Source organism: Agrobacterium pusense (assembly GCF_013285525.1).
Classification (GTDB): domain Bacteria; phylum Pseudomonadota; class Alphaproteobacteria; order Rhizobiales; family Rhizobiaceae; genus Agrobacterium; species Agrobacterium pusense.
This window is the reverse complement of record NZ_CP053857.1, coordinates 1492592-1514182: the sequence shown is the minus strand read 5'-3', so window position 1 is coordinate 1514182 and position 21591 is coordinate 1492592. Positions and strand designations below refer to the sequence as shown.

Here is a 21591-nt window from a genome sequence, read left to right as displayed (position 1 = left end):
GTGTCCTTTCCCGAGCCGGACATGAGGACTGATTCGTCTGCCGGAGCTATTCGCCCGGCACGGCGGCGATCTGGAATGCGGCGTGCTGACCGCGCGTCGACAGGCAGAAGCAGGCCGGAACCGCATCTGGCTTGCCTGGGGATCAGGCCTGGATCAAAGCGATACCGCGGTTCCTGAAGCCGAGTGTGACGTCGCTTGCCGGCGGCAGGCCGGTTTCCGCCATATGATCGATGATGAAAAGCGTGCCGATCTCGGTTTCCACCTCATATTCCACGTGGCCGCCCAGATAGGCGCTGTGCAGCACCCGCCCAGCAACCCCCTGCCCCCCGGGCTGACCGATTGAAATCGAGCCCGGGCGGACCGCAAGCTTCGCCGGCCCCAGTCTGGCGTTGCCTGCGGAAAGCCGATAATCGATGCCCCCAACGCGGACCATTGCGTCCGGTCCATCCAGCCTTACCACTTCGCAGCCCACGACATTCGCCTCACCCATGAAATCGGCAATGAAGGCGGAGGCTGGAGCCTCATAGAGCTCGCGCGGGGCGCCAGACTGGGCGATCTCTCCATCCTTCATCACGATGATGCGGTCGGAGACGGCGAGCGCCTCATCCTGATCATGCGTCACGTAAACCGCAGTGAAGCCAAGTCTTTGCTGCAATTCACGGATTTCGGTGCGGACGCGGCGGCGAAGGCGGGCATCGAGGTTCGAAAGAGGTTCGTCCAGCAGCAGCACCTGCGGCTCCAGCACCAGAGCACGGGCAACCGCGACACGCTGCTGCTGCCCACCGGAAAGTTCGGCAGGCAGGCGATGCCCCATGCCGGCAAGGCCGACAAGCTTCAGCCCCTCTTCCGCCTTTTCCCACGCTTCCGCCTTGCGTAGCCCGGAGGATTGCAGGCCATAGGCAACATTGTCGAGCGCCGTCATATGCGGAAACAGCGCATACGACTGGAAGACCATCGAGACATCGCGCTCGTTGGCGGGCAGCATCGTGACATCCTGATCGCCGATGAGAATGCGGCCGGACGTCGGGTGTTCGAGGCCCGCCAGCATGCGCAACGTCGTCGTCTTGCCGCAGCCGGATGGGCCGAGCAGGGTTACCAGAGTGCCTGGTTCGATGGTGAGCGATAGGTCCGGTATGGCGGTGAAAGCACCGAAGGTCTTGCGGACATTCTTGAAGGTAACGGAGCCGGGCTTAACGGAAATCATGCGGTTTTCTCCTGGGCAAGAGGAACGGGGGAAGCGGATGGTAGGCCAGCGACGCGGTTTTCGCGCCGCAGCCGACGCTCGCCAACGAGGAACTGGAAGCCGGCAATGACGGTGATCATCACCACGATCAGCATGGAGGAATAGGCAATCGCAACCCCATATTCGCCGTTTTCGACGAGGCCGACGATGTAGGACGTCGCCATGTTGTATTCGGCGCTGACGAGGAAGATGACGGCGCTGATGGAGGTGATGGCGCGCACGAAGGAATAGACCAGTGCCGCCGTGATCGCGGGCCTCAGGAGCGGCAGGATGACCTTGCGAATGGTGCGGAAACTGTTGGCCCGCAGCGTCAGCGAGGCTTCGTCGAGGCTCTTGTCGAGTTGGCTCATCGCCGCGATTCCGCCGCGCACACCGACCGGCATGTTGCGAAACACAAAGCAGGCGATCAGGATCAGCGCCGAGCCGGTCATTTCCACCGGCGGCAGGTTGAAGGCCATGATGTAGCTGACGCCGATGACTGTGCCGGGAATGGCAAAGCTCATCATCAGCGCAAATTCAAACAGGTTCCGCCCGGCAAATTTCTGCCGCACGATGATATAGGCCGTCAAAAGACCGACTGCGGCGGTGAGCGGAGCGGAAATCAGCGCGATCTTCATGGTCGTCCAGAACGAGTTCCAGGCAACGCCGGTCCACGCGATGGAGCCGTTGGAGAAACTCACGGAAAATGCGCGCAGGTAATGGTCGAAGGTGAGGGAATTGTCGAGACCCCAGGTTTTCACGAAACCGCCCACAAGGATCATGCCATAAACGACGATTGTGAAGACCATCCACGGCACGACAACGGCATGAACGCCGATGGACAGGCCACGCGGAAGCGCGATATGCGCGCCGCTGTCGCCCTTTCCCGTCACCGTGGCGAAATTCTTGCCTGCCAGCCAGAAGCGTTGGGCAAGGAAGGCCGAAAGCGTAAAACACAGCAGGATGATCGCCAGAACCGCGGCGCGCGACGGATCGTTCTGCGAACCAACGACAGCAAAGAAGATTTCCGTCGACAGGACGCCGTGTGTGCCGCCAAGCACCAGCGGGTTGCCGAAATCCGCCATGCTTTCGATGAAGCCGATGAGAAAGGCATTGGCGAGACCGGGCTTCATCAGCGGCAGGGAAACCCGCCAGAAAGTGCGCCAGCGGTCGGCGCGCAGCGTCTGAGAGGCTTCTTCCATGGAGGGGCTCACCCCTTCGACTACACCGATCAGCACCAGAAACGAGATGGGCGTGAACGAAAGAACCTGCGCGATCCAGATGCCGGTCATGCCATAAAGCCAGCGACCTGGCTCAATGCCGAAGAGATAGGAAAGCCATTCGGTGACGACGCCGGCGCGGCCGAAGAGCAGCGTCAGGGCAAGACCGATAACGAAAGGCGGCGTTATGATTGGCAGCACCGTCAGGAGCCGCAGCCCCTTCTTGAAGGGAAAGCGCGTGCGGGTGGCAATCAGGGCAAAGCCAAGGCCGAGCACGGTCGAACCGAAAGCGGTCATCAGCGCGAGGAAGAGCGTGCGCCAGGCAACACCGCAGCGTTCCTCACCCAAGACGCAGCCAAGGCTCCATATGCCGGGATCCTTGATATTGCGAATGAATCCATCGGCATTAAAGGAGCCGTCAAAATCCTGAACGGACGCAACCAGCATACTGCCGATCGGATAGAAGACAAAAACCGCAACGAGGAAAACCAGAACGGAAATGGCGCCGACGACAAAGGCATCGCCCTTCATGACACCACGTTCGGCAAGCCCGAAGGCAAAAAGAAGCACAAAGACGAACGACATGACGACGGCCCCCGCCCCCATGGACGGCTGGCCATCGGCGAGCATGCCGAAAAGATTTTCGCTGATTGTCCAGGTCCAGCCGGTAAAGCCGATGGCCAGCCCCTGCAAGGCAAGAAAGACGAGACCAGCAGCGCCAATGAATGCAAGTAAACCGCCCCGGCGCATCGGATCACGGATCAGCCGGACAAGGCATGCGGCAAGGAAGAAAATGACAGTGCCGACCAGCCATGGTTTTCCATAAGACAGTATCTGCAACACACCTGGCGCATTGCTGGCGGAGGAGAAAAACCCGGACAGCCAGCGGAAGCTGTAAAAGCCGCCTTCGATGCGATACCAGGGAAGAAGAATGAGGGCAAAAGCCCCGAACGCCAGGACGATGTCCAGCCTGCGATTGCCACGTGTCATGGCCGACCTCGCTTGTTTCATGCCGATGAAAGAGTGGCGGACACCCCGGCTTCAAAAGCCGGGATGCCGATCGCCGGAGTTCAGATCAGTTGGCGACCGCGCCAACTTCGCGATCCCAGCGTTCCAGCAGCGCCTTGCGCTTGGCAGGATCGCCATAGGTCTTGAAGTCGTAGTCGATGAGCTTGATGTCCTCGAACTTCGGTGCCTCTTTCGGCACTTCCGCCGTTTTGTTGGACGGCAGCTGGAAGGACTTGGCGTCCTTCATGCGCGACTGGACCTCCGGCTTCAGCGCCCAGTCGTACCAGGTCTTGGCATTGTCGAGGTTGCGGGTGCCCTTGATGATCGACATGGAGCCGATCTCGTAACCCGTGCCCTCGCACGGAGCGATTGATTTGACCGGGAAACCTTCCGCAGTCTGGGCCACCGCATCATGCATGAAGACGATGCCGAGCGCCGTCTCGCCGCGCGCCGCCGCCTTGACCGGTGCCGAGCCGGACTTGGTATATTGCGAGATATTGGCGTTGAGCTTCTTCAGGTAATCGATGGCCTGATCCTCGCCCATGATCTGCACCAGTGAGGCAAGCGCGGTATAGGCGGTACCCGAAGAGTTCGGATTGGCGATCTGGATTTCGCCCTTGAGTTCCGGCGCCAGAAGGTCGGCCCAGCACTTTGGCTCCTTGTAACCCTTGGACTTGAATATCTCGGTGTTGTAACCCCAGCCCAGTGCACCGGCATAAACGCCGACAGTCCGGTAACCCGTGCTTTCCGCCTGCTTGACCGCCCAGTCCTGCAACTGATCCAGCATCGGCGACTTGTATTCGAGCGTCAGGTTTTCCGAGGCTGCCTGCATGTGCGGGTCGCCGGTGCCGGCCCACCAGATATCGGTTTTCGGGTTGCGGGCTTCCGCGCGCACCTTGGCATAGGTCTCGCCCGAAGACAGGCGCACCATATTGACCTTGATGTCATGAGACTTTTCAAAATCACCCTTCATCTGTTCGCAGATGACGACATCGGCCGAGCAGATCAGGTTCAGTTCGCCGGCCGCCTGCGCGGAAACGGCGCTCAGTGCCGTACCGGCAAAAAGCAGAGTGGAAAGTATCGTCAGTCGCATGGTTATCCTCCTGTAGCTTGCGTCTGAATTTCGGGTCACGCGCAGACATGGCGCTGCCGGTCGCGGCACCTTGTGGCGCGCGTGATGTCTTTTCGGGGTTTTGGTATTTGGCCCTACTGGGTCTGGCTCGGGTGAATCTCGCTGTCGAAGCGGCTCAATAATCGACTTCGCTCTTCCGGCTGGCCGAAGGTGGCAAAGTCGTAATCCACCATCTTGATCATCGATATATCAGGTGCCGTCAGCGGCAATGTCGCCCGGGCGTTGGACGGCACCTGGTTCTGGCCGGCTATGGCGCCGGTTTCCTGTCCTTCAGGGCTCAGCGCAAATTCCACGAAGGTCTGCGCAAGCGCCGTATTGTGGTTGCCCTTGACAATGCTGACCGCTCCGATCTCGTAGCCGGTGCCCTCGCAGGGCGCGACGATGACCAGCGGGAAACCCTCGATCTTCTGGGTGACGGCATCATGCATGAAGGAAATCCCGATAAGAACCTCACCCCGCGCCGCTGCCTTGACGGGTGCCGAACCGACCTTGGTATAACCCACGACATTGAGGTTCAGCTTCGTCATGAAACCAAAGGCTTCTTCCTCGCCGAACAGCTGCACCAACGTGGCGAGCATGGTGAAGGCCGTGCCGGAATAGTTCGGATTGCCGGTCAGGATATGGCCACGATAGACGTCCTTGGCCAAATCCTTCCAGCAGGTGGGTGCGGGTAAGCTGTTTTTGGCAAGCAGTTCCGAATTATAGGCAAAACCGAGCGCGCCAGCATAAATTCCAGCCGATTTCGACCCGGACATCGCATTGAAGTTCTGCGCCCAGGGCAACAGATCCTGTTGATTGGCGGGCCGATATTCGTCCAGCAGGTCTTCGGAACCTGCCTGCAAATGAGTATCGCCGGTGCCGCCCCACCACACGTCGACGGTCGGATGGGATCGCTCGGCGCGAATCTGGTCGAGAATTTCGCCGGTGCTTTTGCGAACCATCGAAATTTCAAGGCCGGTCCTGGCTTCGAATGCCCGCTGCATGGTCACGCACCAGGCCTCATCGACGCCGCACAGGACGTTCAACTTCGGCTCGGCCATGCCATGCCCTGCGCCGCACAGCCAAAGGACCATGCTCGCCGCAAGTGCGGTCAATGCTTTCAATTATGCCTCCCTGCCTGGAACCTCCCCGTTCCAGTCTCCATCAACAGCATGTCACATCCTGTCCGCACCGCAATCGAAGAATGGTTACCAATCTTTCACCGCACTGCCGAACAAGATTACAGATATTACAATTATGACAGGAGAGATAACCAGCGAACCTTTGAAGATAGCCGCCACCATGCCTATGATGGTGGCGGGAGGAAGTTGCAGTGCTTAATCAGAAGGTTCGCATTCTGATCGTCGAGGACGATCCGGATATGGCCGAGCTTATCTCGGATCTCGTCGAGGCCGAGGGCTGGCTGCCCACCTGTGCGCGCTCCGCAGAGGAGGCCGACGAGATACTGGCAAAGGACAGGATGCAGCTCGTCCTCGTCGATCACAATCTGCCTGGCACGTCCGGGCGCACCTTCGCCCAGCGGCTGCGCAGCCAGATCGACATCGGCATCGTCATGGTCACCGCCGCCGGCAGTGCCGCCGACCGGGTGCTCGGCCTGGAAACCGCCGCCGATGACTACGTGGTCAAACCCTTCGAACCAATCGAGCTCACGGCGCGGATAAAGGCCGTCTTGCGCCGGACAATTCCCTCGCTAAAGCAGGAAAAGGACAGCGAGCGTGACCACGGGCGCGCGGCGCTGCGGCTTGGCGACTGGGCGATCGATCTTGATGCACGCCGCGCTGTCTGCCTCTCGGACCGCAGCCGGACACTGACGAGCGCCGAATTCGCGCTTCTGGAAATTCTTGCCGAGACGCCCAACCAGCCCGTCAGCCGTTCCCAGATTCTCGACAGGCTGGGTTCGGAGAGCGACCGTTATATCGACAGAAATGTCGACGTGCTGGTGCTGCGGCTGAGGCGCAAGATCGAGATAAACCCCGATCTGCCGCGCCATATCAAGACCCGGCGCGGCAAGGGTTACGTGCTCCACACCGATGAGGGCGAGCCCTACCCGTGATCAGCCGCTCCTTCCTTTCCTCCATCGCCTTTCGCCTGCCCTTTGCGATCGTCTTTACCTGCGTCCTCGTCTTCAGCCTGTCCGCCATCGCGATTTACGGATTGCAGCGCGCCCGCGATGAAATGGCGGCCTATGGATTGCAGGCCTTCTCCAGTCTCGCCAAGGCCTCGCTGGTCTCTCGGCAGGTCTCCGATCTCGTCTCCAGTGCACCTTTCCTGATGAATGCCGCCTCGCCCTATCGCGTTTCCAGCGAAAGCCGCTCCGTGGTCCAGCAGGTCGACCTGCTTCTGCAGATGACAGACCCGGGCAGCGGCGAGCGGGCAGCACGCGGCTTTGCGAGTGAGCGTATCGTTGAACTGCTGCAGCGTATCCGAGCGCAGACACTCGATCTCGCTAAGGATGCCGATGCCGCGCAGGGCCACAAGGCGGAGGCGGCAGCCGCGCTCGGCGAAATCGCCACCGGTCAGGGTATCCTCGATCCGGAGCTGCGCCGGCGGATGAACGGCATCGTACAGGCCGCGTCCGCGTCCGACAGTCTTTTTCAGCTTGGCGAACTGCGCCGCCGCTATGTGGCGGAAACAACGGCGCGTCAGCAGGGTTATCCCGGCGAGCGCCTGCCCATTGCCGAGCTTCAGCCCTATGAGCGGGTTTTCGAGGCCCAGAGCCGTTACCTTCTGGAAATGTTTGCGATCCGCGCCTCGGTCTCGCGCCTTCACACCGTCTCGCGCGATCTTTCGCATGTGACCGAAACGCAGGGCGATGCGGTCGCGCGCAGTCTGAACGAAGACCTTATCTCCACCTCCGATGCTCTCAACAGGCTGCTGATCATTGTCGCCGTTGCCTCGCTGTTGGTTCTCATCGTGGCGATCTTTTCGATCCGGTCTGTGATGCGTGTCTCGCGCGGGATCGTGACGCTCTCCAACGGCATGAATGCCCTCGCCAAGGGGGAAGCGGATGTCGGGCCGCCCTCCTATACGGGTCCCGAGACGGAGCTCATCCGCCTGCTCGACGCGTTTCGCGCCTTCCACGACAGCGTCGACCGCGTCTCTCGCCTCAGGCGTACGGCCGAAGCCGCAGCCCGCACCATCCGCTCCACATTCCGCAACATGAATGAGGGAATAGCGCTGTTCGATCCGGCCGGGCGGCCTATCACCATGAACCGCCGCATCATCGAACTCGTCGGGCGTTCCGGCTCGTCCCGAAAGCTGCCGATCCGCCGGTTCGTCGAGCCCATTCCCGAAATCGATTCGACGCTGCTGCCCTTCGATGGTGGGCATGGGAACCTGCTGGAGCGCGCCGTGGTGCGGCATCGAACTGCCGACCAGCGGGTTATAGAAATATCGATGTCGCGCCAGCCGGATGGCGGCATCGTGCTGCTTGCCCGCGATGTCACCGCGCTAGACCGGCAGGAGGCGGAAGCAGTCAAGGCCCAGCGGCTGGACGGCATCATGCGCATGACCCACCAGGTCAGCCACGAGGTGGGCAACATGATAGGCATCATCACCGGCAGCCTCGGACTTCTGGAGCGAGAGACCGGTTTCAATGAACGCCAGAACCGGCATATTGCCCGCATTCGCAAGGCAGCTGATCGCGGCCGCTCCCTGGCCAGCAGCATGCTGACCATCGGCAGCCAGCAGCCCATCCATCCAAGCTGCATTAATGTGGCCAATCTCCTGCGCGGCATGGCCGATATTCTCGAGATCGCGGTTGGCCCCAAATGCCGGATTGCACTCGACCTCGATGACGATCTTCCGGCCATCCCGCTCGACCCCGCCCTCTTCGAGCAATCCATCCTCAATCTCTGCCTCAACGCCGCGGCCGCCATGCCGGAGGGCGGCCGGATTTCAATCGAGGCGGGCTGCGAGAAAGATACTCTGGCGATAACCGTCTCGGACGAGGGCATCGGCATGACGCCGGAGGCCGTGGACAAGGCCTTCGAACCCTATTTCACCACCCGGGGGGACCATGGAGGCGCAGGCCTGGGACTTGCCATGGTCTATGGTTTCGTGCGCCAGAGCGGTGGCGAAGCCCACATCCATTCAAAGCCCGGGGAGGGCGCAAGGGTGCAGCTGCTTTTCCCGATTCATGCCGGGCAGGCGAGATAAAATTGCAGGATCGGGTATCGGGACACCGGTGCGCGTATCAGCCTTTGCTGATGCGCAATCCATCCAGAAAGGTCCGGAAACTCCTTACGGCCCGTTCCGACGTTGTTTCCGGATCGTCAGAATTGGCAATCCACTGGGCTGCGCTGCTGCTCGCCGCATTGATGAAACGGGCACACGCCTCGGAATCGATATCGGCGATCGTTCCCTCCTGCTTGAGCGCATCGAGACTGCGTGAAACAGCGGAAATACAGCCATTGGCATTTGGCCAGCGGGATGGATCGCCAAGGACGGCCGGTCCATCGCGAAACATGATCCTCTGGATTTCCGGTTCAAGCGCCATGCGGACATAGCCGACATTCTCCTCGACGAACCCTTCCCAACGCGTCGAGGCTCTCGAAGAAATCTCGCAAAGCCTTTTTGTCATCTCCGCGTCGATCTCGGCCACCACCGCCAGCAACAAACCCTTTTTGTCACCGAAATGATGATAGAGCGCACCACGGGTCAGCCCTGCCTCGGCGGTAAAATCATCCATGGAGGCCTCAGCATAACCAATACTGCCAAACGCCCTGCGTCCGGCAGCCAGCAGCTTTGCCCGCGTTTCAGCAATCATTTCACTGCGAGGTTTGCGCATTTTTGCTCCAGCATCCACATACGTCACGTATATTAGTTGACATACGCCGCGTATGCAATTATTTCATTCACATACGCCACGTATGTGTGTGGTGGATACTCCCCAAGCAAGGTGCATCCGATGTCTAATCCATACAGCGAAATTTTCCGGGTTCCAGGCGCCAAAGGCTTTTCAGCTGCAGGTTTCTTTGCCCGCCTCCCCATCGCCATGGCGCCGATCGGCATCGTCGCCATGTTGTCGCAAACGCATGGCGAATATTGGCTGGCAGGCGCCGTATCGGCAACCTTCGCGCTGACCAATGCCGCCGTCGCGCCGCAAATCTCGCGGCTGGTGGACCGCCGGGGCCAAAGCAGCGTTCTCATCCCCGCGACCATTCTATCCGTCCTCGCCTTTGCGGCGTTGATCATCGCCACCAATCAGCGATGGCCGGCGTGGACGCTGTTTCTTTCCGCTTTCCTCGCCGCCGCCATGCCAAGCATCCCCGCCATGATGCGGGCCCGCTGGACGGAACTCTTTCGGGACCGGCCGGAACTGAATACGGCCTTTGCCTTTGAATCCGCGGCTGACGAACTTGTCTACATTGCGGGTGCATCGCTTTCCGTCGGGCTTGCGGTTTCGCTTTTCCCGGAAGCGGGCATGATGATCAGCACGGCATTTCTGGCGGTCGGAACATTTGCCTTTCTTCTGCAGCGATCCACAGAACCCAAAGTGCGTCCGGTCGAGGGCGGCCGTCGGCAGCGTTCTGCAATATGGCTGCGTCCGGTACAGATCATCACGGTCGCGCTGATCTTTGTCGGCTCGACTTTCGCCACCGCCGAGGTGAGCGCCGTCGCCATCACCAAGGAACTCGGCCAGCCGGAAGCGGCCAGCCTCGTCATCGGCGTCTATGCCATTGGCTCCTTCGTCGTCGGCCTGCTTCTTGGTGCGCTCAACCCGAAAACGCCGCTGCAGCGGCAATTGCTGATCGCTGTCAGCGTTCTTGCCCTGACGGCGCTGCCGCTCCTCGTCGCGGCATCCAGTGTCGCCCTGCTTGCCTTTGCCGTGTTCCTCAGCGGTGTGGCAATCTCTCCCATTTTCATCACCGCTTTCGGCCTGATTGAACGCCGGGTGCCGGAATCGATGCTGACGGAAGGCGTGACCTGGGTCATGACCGGTATCGGTATCGGCATGGCACTGGGCGCTTTCGTCTCGGGATGGGTGATCGACAATTTCGGCCCGGACAATGGCTTCTGGGTGTCGGTCGCCGCAAGCCTTTCAACGGTGACGATCATTGGGCTTGGTCAGCGCAGCCTCTCGGCGGAGCGCAGGCATCCGGGTGGGTCTCCGGCAGCGCAGCCCGCCGAATGATCCGGGCGGGCGGACACTAAAACGGACGGACCGCACCGCTTCTCATGAGTAGACGCTTCAAAAACGCTTCTCCGCGCAGGATATGCGGAGAAGTCAATAACCGCCCGTCAGGAAAATACTCTCGCCGGTCATAAAGCTGCAGGCCTGCGAAGACAGGAAGATGGCGGCGCCCACCATTTCCTCCGGCTGACCGGCTCGTCCCATCCAGTTCAGGGTCCGGACATATTCAGCCCAGCCTTCGGGGTCTTCGTCCCGGCGATGGGCATTGCGATCCGTATCGACCAGGCCGGGCGCTAGAGTGTTGAGGAGAACATTGTCCTTCGCATAGTCGCGCGCCTGACTCTGGATCAGATTATGCTGCGCAGCCTTGGTGGCGGCATAGGCGGTGACGATGCCCTTCGGCCGCAACTGGTTGACCGAGCCGATGGAAACCACCCTTCCCCATTTTCGCGACGCCATGCGCGGCAGGATCGTCTGCAGCATGTCCACTGTCGACCCGAGATTGACAGCCAGCTGAAACGCCAGATCATCGGGGTTCAGCTCCGACAGTACCGCATTGATCTGGGCGCTCGCATTGATGACGAGAATATCAACCGGTGCGATCGTCTCGGCGCGCTCGACAAGATCGCGCCCGGCGCCCGGTTCGGAGAGATCACCCGCCAGCTCTTGGGCCAAGCCACCGCCGTCCGCGATGCGTTGCCGCACGGCGGTTGTGGCACCCGGCTTCACGCCATGCAGGATGACATGCGCGCCGGCCCCCGCCAGCCCTTCCGCTATGGCTGCCCCTATGCCGCGGCTGGAACCGGTGACGAGCGCCGTGCGGCCTTTCAAACCAAAGACGCTTTCAAGACGCATAATTTATCCTTCGAACAGTGAAATGCGCGCGCCGGCAATTCCGGGGCGGCAGGAGAACAGGCCACCAGACAGCGGGGCGTCGGCGAGCGTGGATGCCGGCAGGCGCGTGCGGGCACTGGTGATGAAGAGCGTCGACAGGTCCGGCCCGCCGAAGGCCACACTCGACGGGCGCGGCACCGGCATCTCGATCACCTGATCCAGCTTGCCGTTCGGAAGATAGCGGCGCACGCACCAGCCGTCCCAGATCGCACACCACACCCCGCCTTCCGCATCCACGGCGAGGCCGTCCGGACGGCCGTCGGCCACGGGAATACGGGCAAATTCGCGACGCTGCGACAGGGCGCCCGTCGTCGGATCACAATCATAGGCATGGATAAGGCCGGGCACCGTATCGACGAAATAGAAGGTCCTGCCATCGGGGCTCCAGCCGAGACCGTTGGAGACGACGATGCCGCCTTCCTTGCGTTCGAATGCTCCATCGGCATTGATCCGATAAAGCGCGCCGGTGGGCTTGGAGGCATCGATGCGCATCGACCCGACCCAGATGGCGCCGTCCGGCCCGCATTTGGCATCGTTCAAGCGGTTATCGCCAATGCCAGCCTCCGGGCTGACGAAGGGTGTCAGCCGGCCCGAAGTGAAGTCCAGCCATTCGACGCCATCCTGCGACGCCACCAGCAATCGCCCTCCGGAGACTGGAATGACGGCGCTGACCAGCTTGCCTGTCTCGCAGGTTTCGTTGCGGCCGGTGGCGGGATCGAAACGATGGACGGCGGGGTGCAGAATATCCACCCAGTAGAGCGCGTTTTCGCCTTCATGCCAGACCGGGCTTTCCCCAAGCTGCGCCCCCCAGGGAAGAATGCAGCTGAGTTCGGCGCTGGGGCGTCCTGTTGCCGAACGCGGTCGTGGCCGCGAGCTGATGGCGACAGCACCGGCGGCGCCGGTAATCCGGCGCGCAGCGGCAATCAGTTCACGCCCGGCAGGATGAATGTTGGACGCATCGAGCCGCGACGACGGCCCGAGCGCGACAAGCACACCCATCGGCGTATTGTCACGGCCCATGACGGGTGCGGCAACGGAATTCACCCCTGGCAGGTGCTCCTCATAGGAGATCGAGTAACCCCTCGCCCGCGTCAGCGTCAGATCGGCCTGAAGTGCATCGAGCGTGGTAATCGTCCGCGGCGTCTGCGCATCGAGCGTCAGCCGATCGAGCAGGGAACGGCCGACAGCAGGGTCCTGAAAGGCAAGCAGCGCCTTGCCCGGCGCGGTACAATGCAAAGGAACCCGGCGTCCCACTTCTACCCGCACGGAGAGACCGTTTGGAGAACGTTCCGCGAGATATTGCGTCATGATACCGTCCAGCCGGCAGAGCGCTACGGTCTCGCCCAGTTCGGCAGCCAACCTCTCGAGTTCGGGTGTCGCAGCCGATACCAGATCGAAGCTCTCCCAGACTTTGTGGGACATTTCGAGAAAGCGCTGGCCCAGAACATAGGTTCCACGCGCCTCATCCTGACGGACGAGCCCATAGGCTATGAGGGTGCGCAGTATCCGGGCAAAAGTCGGCTTGGGCAGGCCGGAGGCGCGCAACAGTTCTGCAAAACGCGGCGGCTCCGGCGCATCGGCCACCATGTCGAGCAGGGTCAACCCCTTCGCCAGCGCAGCGGTGCCGCCCGGTGTCTCGGGTTTCATCGCGTCTCCTTCGCGAGACGCTGCCGCCTTGCGGCGGCCGCCTCTTCCAGCATCCGGTCCATCGTCCATTGTGCCTCAAACCCCAGGGTGTTTTTGATCCGCTCGTTGGACGTATGGTAATAAACGCCGTCGCCTGGAAAATCGACAGTCACGATGGGGAGGCCGGTCACCGCGGCCATTTTCGGCAAAAGCTCAGCGAAATCGGACGGCTCATCCGCGCCGAGATTGAAGATGCAGCCCGCCGCGTCAGGGTGATCGAGGGCGAGCAGGATCCCGGCCACCATATCGCGTGTATCGGTTATGTGCATGCGGTATGGCCGGCCGTTTTCATTGCGCGCCAATATATGCGACGCTTCGCCGATATCCCGGGACTGTAGCAGTTCGGCAATCGCAACGTTCCCTAAATTCTGCTGCTGTCGAATGCGCGGCAGCAGGAAAAAACGCGGGCCGGAGAAGAAGCTGTCTTCATCCAGCAGCTCAGCCGCATCCTGCGTATGAGAAAAGCGCAGGACCACGGTTTCCATGCTGCCAGTCCGCTGGTGAAAGCGAACCAGTTCCTCGCCCAGAAGCTTGGTCAGGCCATAGGGCGAATTGGGGCGAAGCGGATGATCCTCGGTGACCGGCAGGAATTCGGGACGGTTTTCCGGATAGACCTCTCCTGAAGAGGCAAAGACGAACCGCTGCACACCTGCGGCTGCGGCCGCATCCAGAAGACGGCGCGTACCTTCGACATTGACCGCAAACATGCGGTCCCGGTCCTCCGGCGCCCATGACATAAAGGCCCCGAGGTGAAGAACGGCGCTCACACCTTCCATGGCTTTGGACAGCGCCTGCCCGTCCTCCAACGATCCGACGACCTCCTCACCGCCCGTACCCGACGGACGAAGGTCAAAGCCGCGGACCACCCGAGCGTCCATACGCAAGGCATCTGCGACAGCACGACCCACACGGCCTGCCGATCCGGTGACGAGGATCATAGCCGTACTCCGGTCTTTGCATCGAAAAGGTAAAGCTGTGCCGGATCGAAGCCGAGCTGAAGCGCTTCGTCAGCCCGAAGGTTGCCGCTATGCGAGACGCGGGCGATCAGCCCCTTGGACCTGCCCTCCTCGCCATCTGCGACCCTTGCGCCTTCCGCATCGAAATAGACATATTTTTCCGATCCCAGACTTTCCACCAGCGTCGGGCGAACGCTGAAGGTCACCGGCCCATCGCCCAGAACGAGATGCTCCGGCCGCAAGCCCACGATCACGCTACCCTGCCTGGCAGATGCCGCCGGCAGGTTTACCTTCTGGCCGAAAACAGTCAGTGCGCCGTCACGCAGTTCCGCGTTGAGGAAATTCATGCCGGGCGATCCGATGAAACCGGCGACAAAGAGGTTGGCCGGATTGTTGAAAAGCTCATCGGGCGCCGCGATCTGCTGGATGATGCCGCCCTGCATGATAACCACCCGGTCCGCCATGGTCATGGCTTCCACCTGGTCATGCGTCACATAAACGGTGGTGACACCGATACGCTTGTGCAGCGCGCCGATTTCGGCACGCATGTGGACGCGCAGTTTTGCATCGAGGTTGGACAGCGGTTCGTCCATCAGAAAGGCCTGCGGCTGACGCACGATGGCGCGGCCGAGCGCCACGCGCTGCCGCTGCCCGCCCGACAGATCCTTCGGCTTGCGATCGAGATAGGGCGTTACCTCGAGAATGCGCGCCGCGTCATCCACCCGGCGATCAATCTCCGTCTTGTCCGTGCCGCGCATCTTCAGGCCGAAGCCGATGTTCTGCCGGACCGTCAGGTGCGGATAAAGCGCGTAATTCTGAAACACCATGGCGATGTCGCGGTCACCCGGCGCCAGATCCGTGACTTCGTTTTCGCCGATGAATATCTGCCCTTCGCTTGCCGGTTCGAGGCCCGCAAGGATTTTCAGCATCGTCGACTTGCCGCAGCCGGAAGGCCCGACCAGCACCACGAACTCGCCGTTTTCGATCTCGAGCGAAAAGGGCCTGAGCACGTTGAGGGCGCCATAGGACTTGCTGACATTGCGAATGGAAATATTGGCCATGCTTATTTCTCCGCGCCAGCGGTGAGTCCGCCGACCAAATAGCGTTCCAGAAACAGGTAGATTGCGATGATCGGCAGCGCGATGAACACGGATGCGGCGGAAATGTCGTTCCAGTAGGTGACGTATTCGCCCTGCATCGTGGTGATGCCGAGATTGGCCGTCCAGTTGTCCGGCGAGTTGACGAGGAAGGTGCGGGCATAGGCGTAATCCGCCCAGCTGAGCACGAAGGCATAAAGTGCCGTGGCAGCAAGACCGGGTGTGGCGATCGGAAGCACGACCCGGACCATTGCACCGATCGGCGAGCAACCGTCGACCATCGCGGCCTGCTCCAGTTCCTTCGGAATGGTGTCGAAATAGCCTTTCAGCATCCATGTGGCGAAAGGAATGATCATGGTTGAATGCGCCAGAACCAGCGTCCAGAGGCTGCCGATCAGGCCGAAGCTTGAAAAAATCGAAAACAGCGGAATGACCAGCAGGGTCGCGGGCAGCATCTTCGCCGTCAGGACGAAGAGACCCATGGTCGCGCCACCCCGCATGGAATAACGCGACAGCGCATAACCGGCGCTGACGGAGACGAGCATCGACAGCGCCACCGAGCCGACGGCCGCAAGCATCGAGTTCCAAAGCCATAGCAGGATCGGCTTCGCCGCCCAGACCCTGGCGAAAATGTCCCATTGCGCATCATCCGGCCAGAAGGTCGGCGGCAGGCGGTACAGTTCATCGGTGGTGGAGAGCGCCGTGACCAGAAGCCAGTAGACCGGGAACAGGATCATCACCAGCGTGAAGATGACAGTCGCGTAAAGGGCAAGGCTCTGTAAAAATGTCCGTTTCATCAAAGCCTCCTCAATAGATCGATTTCGAACGCCGGCCGAGCATCAGAAGGCTCGCGACGATACAGATCACCAGTGTCAGTACGCCGACGGCGGCGGCGCGGCCGAAATTGTGATACTGGAAGGCCTGGTCATAGGTCATGATCGACAGGGTCTGCGTTGATCGCAGCGGGCCGCCACCGGTCAGAACCTTGATGATGGAAAAGTCGCGGAACACCCACAGAAGCGTCAGCACCAGCGTCACGCCCAGCACCGGCATCAAAAGCGGCATGGTGATCCAGCGGAAACGCTGCCAGACGCTCGCGCCATCCACCTTGGCGGCCGCATAATAATCGGCCGGAATGGATTGCAGACCAGCGAGGCACATGATCGACACGAAAGGAAAACCCTTCCAGACCATGGTGATAGCGACAGCCCAGAAGGCGGCTGTCGAACTGCTCACCCACGGGATCATCTGGTCGGTGAAACCGAGCTTTATCGCCAGCCAGCCGAACAGGCCGAAGGAGGTGTCGAACATCCACGCAAAGATGACGACCGCGATGATTTCCGGCACTGCCCAGGGCAGCGCCATTCCCAGCCGCGCGACGGTGCGGCCCTTGAAACGGTTATTGGCCAGAAGCGCCGTGCTGAGACCGACGGCGACGCTGCCGGCGGTGACGACGACAACCAGCTTCAGAGTCACCCAGCAGGCGAGCCAGAATTCCGGCGATGAGAAAAGCCATGTGTAATTGCTCAGCGAAAACGGCCGGCTTGCGCCACCGAGCCGCGGTATCTTGACCTGCTGGAAAGACAGGTCGATGGCCAGCACAAGCGGCCAGACGATGATGGCGGCAACCATCAGGACCGCGGGTGCGATCAGAATATAGCCGAGGAGATGTTGCCGGCTGGGACGCGCAAGATCAAAGAACTTGCGGCGCCCGGCCCGAGCGGGTGCGGTCATGGATGGTCCTCCTGCCGGATGCGGATGGTAACCACGGCCCGCCAGGCGGGCCATGGCAAAACGGGATCAGCCCTTGATGGCCTCGGCCTTCGCCTGCATGGTCTTTGCCACCTCCGCGGGATCGAGGTCCTGAATGATCATCCGCTGGCTTTCTTCCATCACCATCTTGCTGAATTCATTGTAGAAGAGCTCAAGTCCGGTCGGAATGCGGTCGATACCCGCCTCGGATGCGGCCTTCATCGTCTCGATCAATACCGGAAAATGCGGGATTGTCTTTTCGACACCCGACACGTCGGCCTTTGGGCTTGGCGGGGTGTTGCCGCCAAGGGTGGCATAGCTGCGCTGGAACTCCGGCGACATCGTCAGCTTGATGAAATCCCAGACGAGCGCCTTCTGGTCGTCGGGAATATCGGCCGGCATGGCGAGCACGTTGGACGATCCACCCAGCGGCGGATGAAGCGGGGGTGCCGCGTAAACGATGTCAGCCTTGGCTGAACCCTTCTCGGTGGTGCCGTAAAGCCAAGGCCCGTCGAGACGCATCGCCATCTTGCCATCGGCAAAAAGCTTGCGCACGTCGCTGGCGCTCATGTCGACCGGGCTGATACCGCTCTTCATCACGGTTTTCCACCGGGTCAACCCCTCCACCATCTGTGGCGTGTCGATGGTTATGTTGCCGTCCTTGTCGGTCCAGTATGCGCCGGCATCGAGGACATAGTTCAGCATCTCCGTCAGATATTGCCCGGGACCGCCCTTGGTCTCGTGGCCGGTCCCGAACTGGTCGATGATACCGTCACCGTTCAAATCCTTGGTGGTGGCTTTCGCGGCCGCCAGAAACTCGTCATAGGTCTTCGGAACCGCGACGCCCGCCTCATCCAGGATCTTCTTGTTATAAGCCATGACGAAGCCGAAGTAGTTCGTCATGATACATACGGTCTCACCGTTCCATTCGCATTTCTGCTGACCGGCCCAGCCGGTCATGTCGATGCCGTCCTTCTTAAGCCACGGGTCGAGCGGCTCCAGCCAGCCGCTGTCGGCGAACATCTGGAACTCAAAGGATGCGAGATGCACGATCTGCGGCGGCTGGTTGGCAGCGAAAAGCGTGGTCATCGTATCCGCGTAGGAGCTGCGCTCCGCCTTGGTGAACTCAATCTTCACGCCGGGATGCTGCTTCTCGAAGGCGGCAATTGCGGAACGCCACCATTCTCCCGTTCCGGCGTCATCCGTTTGCCAGGAAATGAATTTCAGGACGGTATCGGCCATAGCAGGGGCAACGGCGCTCATCGTCATCAAAACGGCGGTCGCCGTACCCAGCGCCAGCTTCTTCATTCTTTTGGTCATGGTTTCCTCCTCCAAAGAACCAAATCAGATACGTTCAATAAGGGCGAGCGCCGCCTCCGACGGTCTCACACCCAGTCCCGGACCCGACGGCAGGTGATACCTGCCTTCGCGGCAATCCATGTCGCCCTCCAGCAGGCGGCGGTTCGGCTCGAAGATCGAATGCTGGAATTCGTGCCCCTTCAGCGTCGGCAACGTCGACGATGCCTGCAGGCTGGCGGCAAGGAATATGCCGGCGCCGATGGTAGCGTGCGGTATAACGTCGATGCCGTGTTCGGCTGCGAGAGCGCCGATACGGATGAAATTGGTGATACCCTTATGGCCCATTTCCGGCTGCACGATCGCAATGCGGCAGCGTTCGATGCGGGCGCGCATATCCCAGTTGGTGCGCCATTCCTCGCCCACCGCGATCGGCACGTCGGTATTCTTCGAAACCTTTTCCAGCCCGGCAATGTCCTCCGTCCAGACGGGGGCCTCGGCGAACCATGGATCGAATGGCTGCATTTCTGCAATGAGCTCCAGCGCCCGCTCCGGTGTCTGGTTCCAGTGCATATCGGCGGCGATCTTCGCCTGCGGGCCGAGCACTTGCCGGAGATTGGCAAGTTCCGCCGCCGGTCCATCATCGGCAACGGGCGTGGCGAATTTAAAGGCGTCGAAGCCACGATCCTGCCAGTATTTCGCCAGTTCCCCGCGCGCCTTCAGCGTCTTCTCCGGCAGGCCAGAAACATAGGCCGAAAAGTTGTCCACGCCGCCACCCAGCAATTCCCGAATGGGTTTTCCGGCTTCCTGTCCGGCAATATCCCAGAGAGCGATATCGATTGCAGCAAGCGCATCCACGTAAAAGCCACCGGTATAACCGCGCACGCGCATCATATCGTAAAGATCGTCGTAGATCGCCGATGGATCGGATGCATCGCGGCCGATCACGAAACCGGCCAGCAGGTCGTTGATGAGAGCCGCCACCGCACCGGGCGCAACGATGCCATAGGTCTCACCCCAGCCAACAGTGCCGGCTTCCGTCGTCATGCGCAGAAGCACGCTGCGGTCGAAGGTTGGATAGACCGTGCGGTTGCCCTTTCTGACGATGTATCCATTGGGGTTGACCACTTCACCTTCCCGCAGCGCTCCGAGATAGGGAACCTTGCGTGGCTGGGTCAGCGTGAAGACTTCGATTGTCGCAACGGGGCTGCTCATGCGGCCTCCGCGGCGACAAGGCCGAGTTCGACGAGGTTGGCGTCGATATCGGCAATCGCCGCCTTGTCGAGCTCCGGGGTGGGCGCGCGGACACCGAGACCCTCGATCACCCCACGGCGGGCCAGCACGTACTTGGTCAGCCGCATGCGATAAACCGCCTGCAGAACCAGAAGCGGAAGAGTGCGGACATAGATTTTCCGGGCCTCATCCTGACGGCCCGCGCGGAGAGCGCGATCTATCGCCACGTGTTCCTCGACGATCTCCAGCGCCGGCATGGCAGCTGTCGCGCCACGCGCATATTCATCCAGAATGTAACGGGCGCCGCCGCCGCCGATGATACCCTTCAATGTCGAGGGCGCATGGGCGATGATATGGCTGATGGCGGGACCGGCCGGCAGCGTTTCTTCCTTGACGTAGGTGACCTGCGGCAGAGACCGGACGATCTCGACAATCGCCTCCGGCGACAGATCAGACCCGCGCGGCGCAGGCGCGTTCTGCAGGATGATTTCAACCCCGGGCAGCGCCTCGACAACCTTACCCAGAAACTCGATCAACGCCGGCGCATCCGTCCCGACCGATTTTGGCGGCTGAACCATCAGGTGGCGAATACCGAGATCAGATGCGGCGCGGCCATGCTCAACCACGTCTCTCCAGTCTGCCGCGCTCGCGCCCGCCACGACCGGCACCCGGCCAGCAACAGCATCAACAACGATCTTCAGCAGCGACGCACGCTCTGCAGCATCCAAGGTCTCAACCTCACTGGCAAAACCCGGGAACACCACACCATCCACGCCCTTTTCGAGCGCGAAGATCACCAGTCGCTCCATACCCGATTCATCAATACCGCCATCCGCCAGAAAAGGCGTTGGCAAAACGGGCAAAATCCCCTTCAGGCCAGCCACCATCTTACTCCTCCCAATTAAGTATCATATGTTGATACCTTGAATTCACTAATTGACACTACATAGACTTGAGCCCTATGACAAGCCCCCAGATGAAATGAACGAGGAGGTTCAGGGAAATGGCAGCACGGGCGACATCGATCATCGTCGATTGGGGAACGACATCATTGCGAGCGGCGCTCGTCGGTAACGACGGGGCGGAACTTGAACATCTGGAAACCGCCGACGGCATTTCGAGCCTTGCCGAAGGGCAACATGAGCCCGCCCTCATGAGCGCACTCGCCCCCTGGTTTTCAAAACACGGCGCTCTGCCCGTGGCCGCGCTCGGTATGATCACCAGCCGCAACGGCTGGGTCGAGGTGGCCTATGTCCCCTGCCCGGCGGGACCGGCGGAACTTGCCGCCGGCACGGTGCGCAGGACGTTGCCCAACGGGTCCGACCTTGTATTCCTGCCCGGCCTGAACGGCCCCGGCCGCCAGCCGTTTCCGGATGTCATGCGCGGCGAGGAAACCCAGATCGTCGGCCACGGCCTTACGGAAGACGCCACCCTCATCATCCCCGGAACCCACAGCAAATGGGCGCGGGTGAAGGCAGGGCGGATCGACGGTTTCCAGACATTCGTGACCGGCGAAATCTTCAACCTCCTCATCAATCACTCCTTCATCGCGCGCGGTTCCGCACAGCCGCCGGTCGACGATCCGGAGGCATATCTGTGGGGTTTGAAAGAGGCCAAAAAATCCGCAGCCATGCTGTCGCTGCTGTTTTCCGCACGCACAGGCGGGCTCGCCGGCAAACTGTCGGCACAGCAGCTGCGGTCTTATGTCCGTGGGCTGGTCATCGGACAGGAATTTCGGCAGGCCCGCGATGCGGGATGGTACGCGGAGGGAGACGATGCGGCGATTGTGGGCAACGACGGGCTGAACGATCTCTATCTGATTGCCGCAGGCGTATTTGGCCTCAGAACATCAATGGGCGATGACGACGCGTTGACGAAGGGAGCCCTGGCGGTTCTGCAGAAGACGCTTTCCTGAATGGAAACGCCGGCTGGACACCCGGTGTCCGGCCTTCACAATAC

At 61.0% G+C, this 21591-nt stretch carries 18 protein-coding genes; 4 read left to right on the top strand and 14 right to left on the bottom strand.

The window, feature by feature from the left end; genetic code table 11:
* Positions 1-142 precede the first annotated feature (142 nt).
* The 4 genes from HQN82_RS20555 to HQN82_RS20540 all read right to left on the bottom strand — a co-directional run bounded on the left by HQN82_RS20555 (position 143) and on the right by HQN82_RS20540 (position 5685).
* Positions 143-1204: an ABC transporter ATP-binding protein gene (locus HQN82_RS20555; protein ID WP_173615760.1), complete on the bottom strand. Its 1062-nt coding sequence runs from the start codon at positions 1202-1204 to the stop codon at positions 143-145.
* Positions 1201-3432: an ABC transporter permease gene (locus HQN82_RS20550; protein ID WP_173615759.1), complete on the bottom strand. Its 2232-nt coding sequence runs from the start codon at positions 3430-3432 to the stop codon at positions 1201-1203. Before HQN82_RS20550 ends, HQN82_RS20555 begins: the two co-directional genes overlap by 4 nt.
* Before the next feature lie 85 nt (positions 3433-3517).
* Positions 3518-4543, bottom strand: a complete 1026-nt coding sequence (locus HQN82_RS20545; protein WP_173615758.1) for an ABC transporter substrate-binding protein — start codon at positions 4541-4543, stop codon at positions 3518-3520.
* A gap of 113 nt (positions 4544-4656) precedes the next feature.
* On the bottom strand, positions 4657-5685 hold the full coding sequence (locus HQN82_RS20540; RefSeq protein ID WP_486598865.1) for an ABC transporter substrate-binding protein: 1029 nt from the start codon (positions 5683-5685) through the stop codon (positions 4657-4659).
* 209 nt (positions 5686-5894) lie between these two features.
* On the opposite strand from HQN82_RS20540, the gene HQN82_RS20535 reads away from it, so the two are divergent.
* A complete protein-coding gene (locus HQN82_RS20535; protein WP_107340158.1) occupies positions 5895-6635 on the top strand; it encodes a response regulator transcription factor in 741 nt (246 codons plus the stop codon).
* On the top strand, positions 6632-8740 hold the full coding sequence (locus HQN82_RS20530) for a sensor histidine kinase (protein ID WP_173615757.1): 2109 nt from the start codon (positions 6632-6634) through the stop codon (positions 8738-8740). The genes HQN82_RS20535 and HQN82_RS20530 overlap by 4 nt, the downstream gene beginning before the upstream one ends.
* Positions 8741-8777: 37 nt before the next feature.
* On the opposite strand, the gene HQN82_RS20525 is transcribed toward HQN82_RS20530, so the two are convergent.
* Positions 8778-9371, bottom strand: coding sequence for a TetR/AcrR family transcriptional regulator (locus tag HQN82_RS20525; protein ID WP_004438189.1), 594 nt, complete (start codon positions 9369-9371; stop codon positions 8778-8780).
* Between the two features lie 120 nt (positions 9372-9491).
* Between HQN82_RS20525 and HQN82_RS20520 the strand changes: the two genes are divergently transcribed.
* Entirely contained in the window at positions 9492-10718 is a 1227-nt protein-coding gene (locus HQN82_RS20520; protein WP_173615756.1) for an MFS transporter, read from the top strand.
* A 93-nt stretch (positions 10719-10811) separates the two neighbouring features.
* On the opposite strand, the gene HQN82_RS20515 is transcribed toward HQN82_RS20520, so the two are convergent.
* The 9 genes from HQN82_RS20515 to HQN82_RS20475 form a co-directional block, all read right to left on the bottom strand.
* A complete protein-coding gene (locus tag HQN82_RS20515) occupies positions 10812-11573 on the bottom strand; it encodes an SDR family NAD(P)-dependent oxidoreductase (RefSeq protein WP_107340162.1) in 762 nt (253 codons plus the stop codon).
* Between the two features lie 3 nt (positions 11574-11576).
* Positions 11577-13328 carry an SMP-30/gluconolactonase/LRE family protein gene (locus HQN82_RS20510; protein ID WP_172965675.1) on the bottom strand — a complete coding sequence of 584 codons (1752 nt, stop codon included), beginning with the start codon at positions 13326-13328 and terminating at the stop codon, positions 11577-11579.
* On the bottom strand, positions 13256-14236 hold the full coding sequence (locus HQN82_RS20505) for an NAD-dependent epimerase/dehydratase family protein (protein WP_173615755.1): 981 nt from the start codon (positions 14234-14236) through the stop codon (positions 13256-13258). Before HQN82_RS20505 ends, HQN82_RS20510 begins: the two co-directional genes overlap by 73 nt.
* Positions 14233-15315: an ABC transporter ATP-binding protein gene (locus HQN82_RS20500; protein WP_173615754.1), complete on the bottom strand. Its 1083-nt coding sequence runs from the start codon at positions 15313-15315 to the stop codon at positions 14233-14235. Before HQN82_RS20500 ends, HQN82_RS20505 begins: the two co-directional genes overlap by 4 nt.
* Positions 15316-15317: 2 nt before the next feature.
* Positions 15318-16148 carry a carbohydrate ABC transporter permease gene (locus HQN82_RS20495; protein WP_004438176.1) on the bottom strand — a complete coding sequence of 277 codons (831 nt, stop codon included), beginning with the start codon at positions 16146-16148 and terminating at the stop codon, positions 15318-15320.
* 10 nt (positions 16149-16158) lie between these two features.
* Positions 16159-17085 (bottom strand): carbohydrate ABC transporter permease, encoded by a 927-nt coding sequence (locus HQN82_RS20490; protein WP_006698684.1) that lies wholly within the window; start codon positions 17083-17085, stop codon positions 16159-16161.
* A 66-nt stretch (positions 17086-17151) separates the two neighbouring features.
* Positions 17152-18423: an ABC transporter substrate-binding protein gene (locus HQN82_RS20485; protein ID WP_044459758.1), complete on the bottom strand. Its 1272-nt coding sequence runs from the start codon at positions 18421-18423 to the stop codon at positions 17152-17154.
* A gap of 24 nt (positions 18424-18447) precedes the next feature.
* Positions 18448-19614 (bottom strand): mandelate racemase/muconate lactonizing enzyme family protein, encoded by a 1167-nt coding sequence (locus tag HQN82_RS20480; RefSeq protein WP_173615753.1) that lies wholly within the window; start codon positions 19612-19614, stop codon positions 18448-18450.
* Positions 19611-20519 (bottom strand): dihydrodipicolinate synthase family protein, encoded by a 909-nt coding sequence (locus HQN82_RS20475; RefSeq protein WP_173615752.1) that lies wholly within the window; start codon positions 20517-20519, stop codon positions 19611-19613. Before HQN82_RS20475 ends, HQN82_RS20480 begins: the two co-directional genes overlap by 4 nt.
* A 116-nt stretch (positions 20520-20635) precedes the next feature.
* Between HQN82_RS20475 and HQN82_RS20470 the strand changes: the two genes are divergently transcribed.
* Entirely contained in the window at positions 20636-21547 is a 912-nt protein-coding gene (locus HQN82_RS20470; RefSeq protein ID WP_173615751.1) for a 2-dehydro-3-deoxygalactonokinase, read from the top strand.
* Positions 21548-21591: the final 44 nt, after the last annotated feature.

Coding starts and splice junctions, on each gene's coding strand:
- HQN82_RS20485 (WP_044459758.1), bottom strand. CDS start 18,423: ATGACCAAAAGAATGAAGAAGCTGGCGCTGGGTACGGCGACCGCCGTT.
- HQN82_RS20515 (WP_107340162.1), bottom strand. CDS start 11,573: ATGCGTCTTGAAAGCGTCTTTGGTTTGAAAGGCCGCACGGCGCTCGTC.
- HQN82_RS20525 (WP_004438189.1), bottom strand. CDS start 9,371: ATGCGCAAACCTCGCAGTGAAATGATTGCTGAAACGCGGGCAAAGCTG.
- HQN82_RS20490 (WP_006698684.1), bottom strand. CDS start 17,085: ATGACCGCACCCGCTCGGGCCGGGCGCCGCAAGTTCTTTGATCTTGCG.
- HQN82_RS20545 (WP_173615758.1), bottom strand. CDS start 4,543: ATGCGACTGACGATACTTTCCACTCTGCTTTTTGCCGGTACGGCACTG.
- HQN82_RS20520 (WP_173615756.1), top strand. CDS start 9,492: ATGTCTAATCCATACAGCGAAATTTTCCGGGTTCCAGGCGCCAAAGGC.
- HQN82_RS20550 (WP_173615759.1), bottom strand. CDS start 3,432: ATGACACGTGGCAATCGCAGGCTGGACATCGTCCTGGCGTTCGGGGCT.
- HQN82_RS20510 (WP_172965675.1), bottom strand. CDS start 13,328: ATGGACGATGGACCGGATGCTGGAAGAGGCGGCCGCCGCAAGGCGGCA.
- HQN82_RS20505 (WP_173615755.1), bottom strand. CDS start 14,236: ATGATCCTCGTCACCGGATCGGCAGGCCGTGTGGGTCGTGCTGTCGCA.
- HQN82_RS20555 (WP_173615760.1), bottom strand. CDS start 1,204: ATGATTTCCGTTAAGCCCGGCTCCGTTACCTTCAAGAATGTCCGCAAG.
- HQN82_RS20500 (WP_173615754.1), bottom strand. CDS start 15,315: ATGGCCAATATTTCCATTCGCAATGTCAGCAAGTCCTATGGCGCCCTC.
- HQN82_RS20470 (WP_173615751.1), top strand. CDS start 20,636: ATGGCAGCACGGGCGACATCGATCATCGTCGATTGGGGAACGACATCA.
- HQN82_RS20475 (WP_173615752.1), bottom strand. CDS start 20,519: ATGGTGGCTGGCCTGAAGGGGATTTTGCCCGTTTTGCCAACGCCTTTT.
- HQN82_RS20480 (WP_173615753.1), bottom strand. CDS start 19,614: ATGAGCAGCCCCGTTGCGACAATCGAAGTCTTCACGCTGACCCAGCCA.
- HQN82_RS20495 (WP_004438176.1), bottom strand. CDS start 16,148: ATGAAACGGACATTTTTACAGAGCCTTGCCCTTTACGCGACTGTCATC.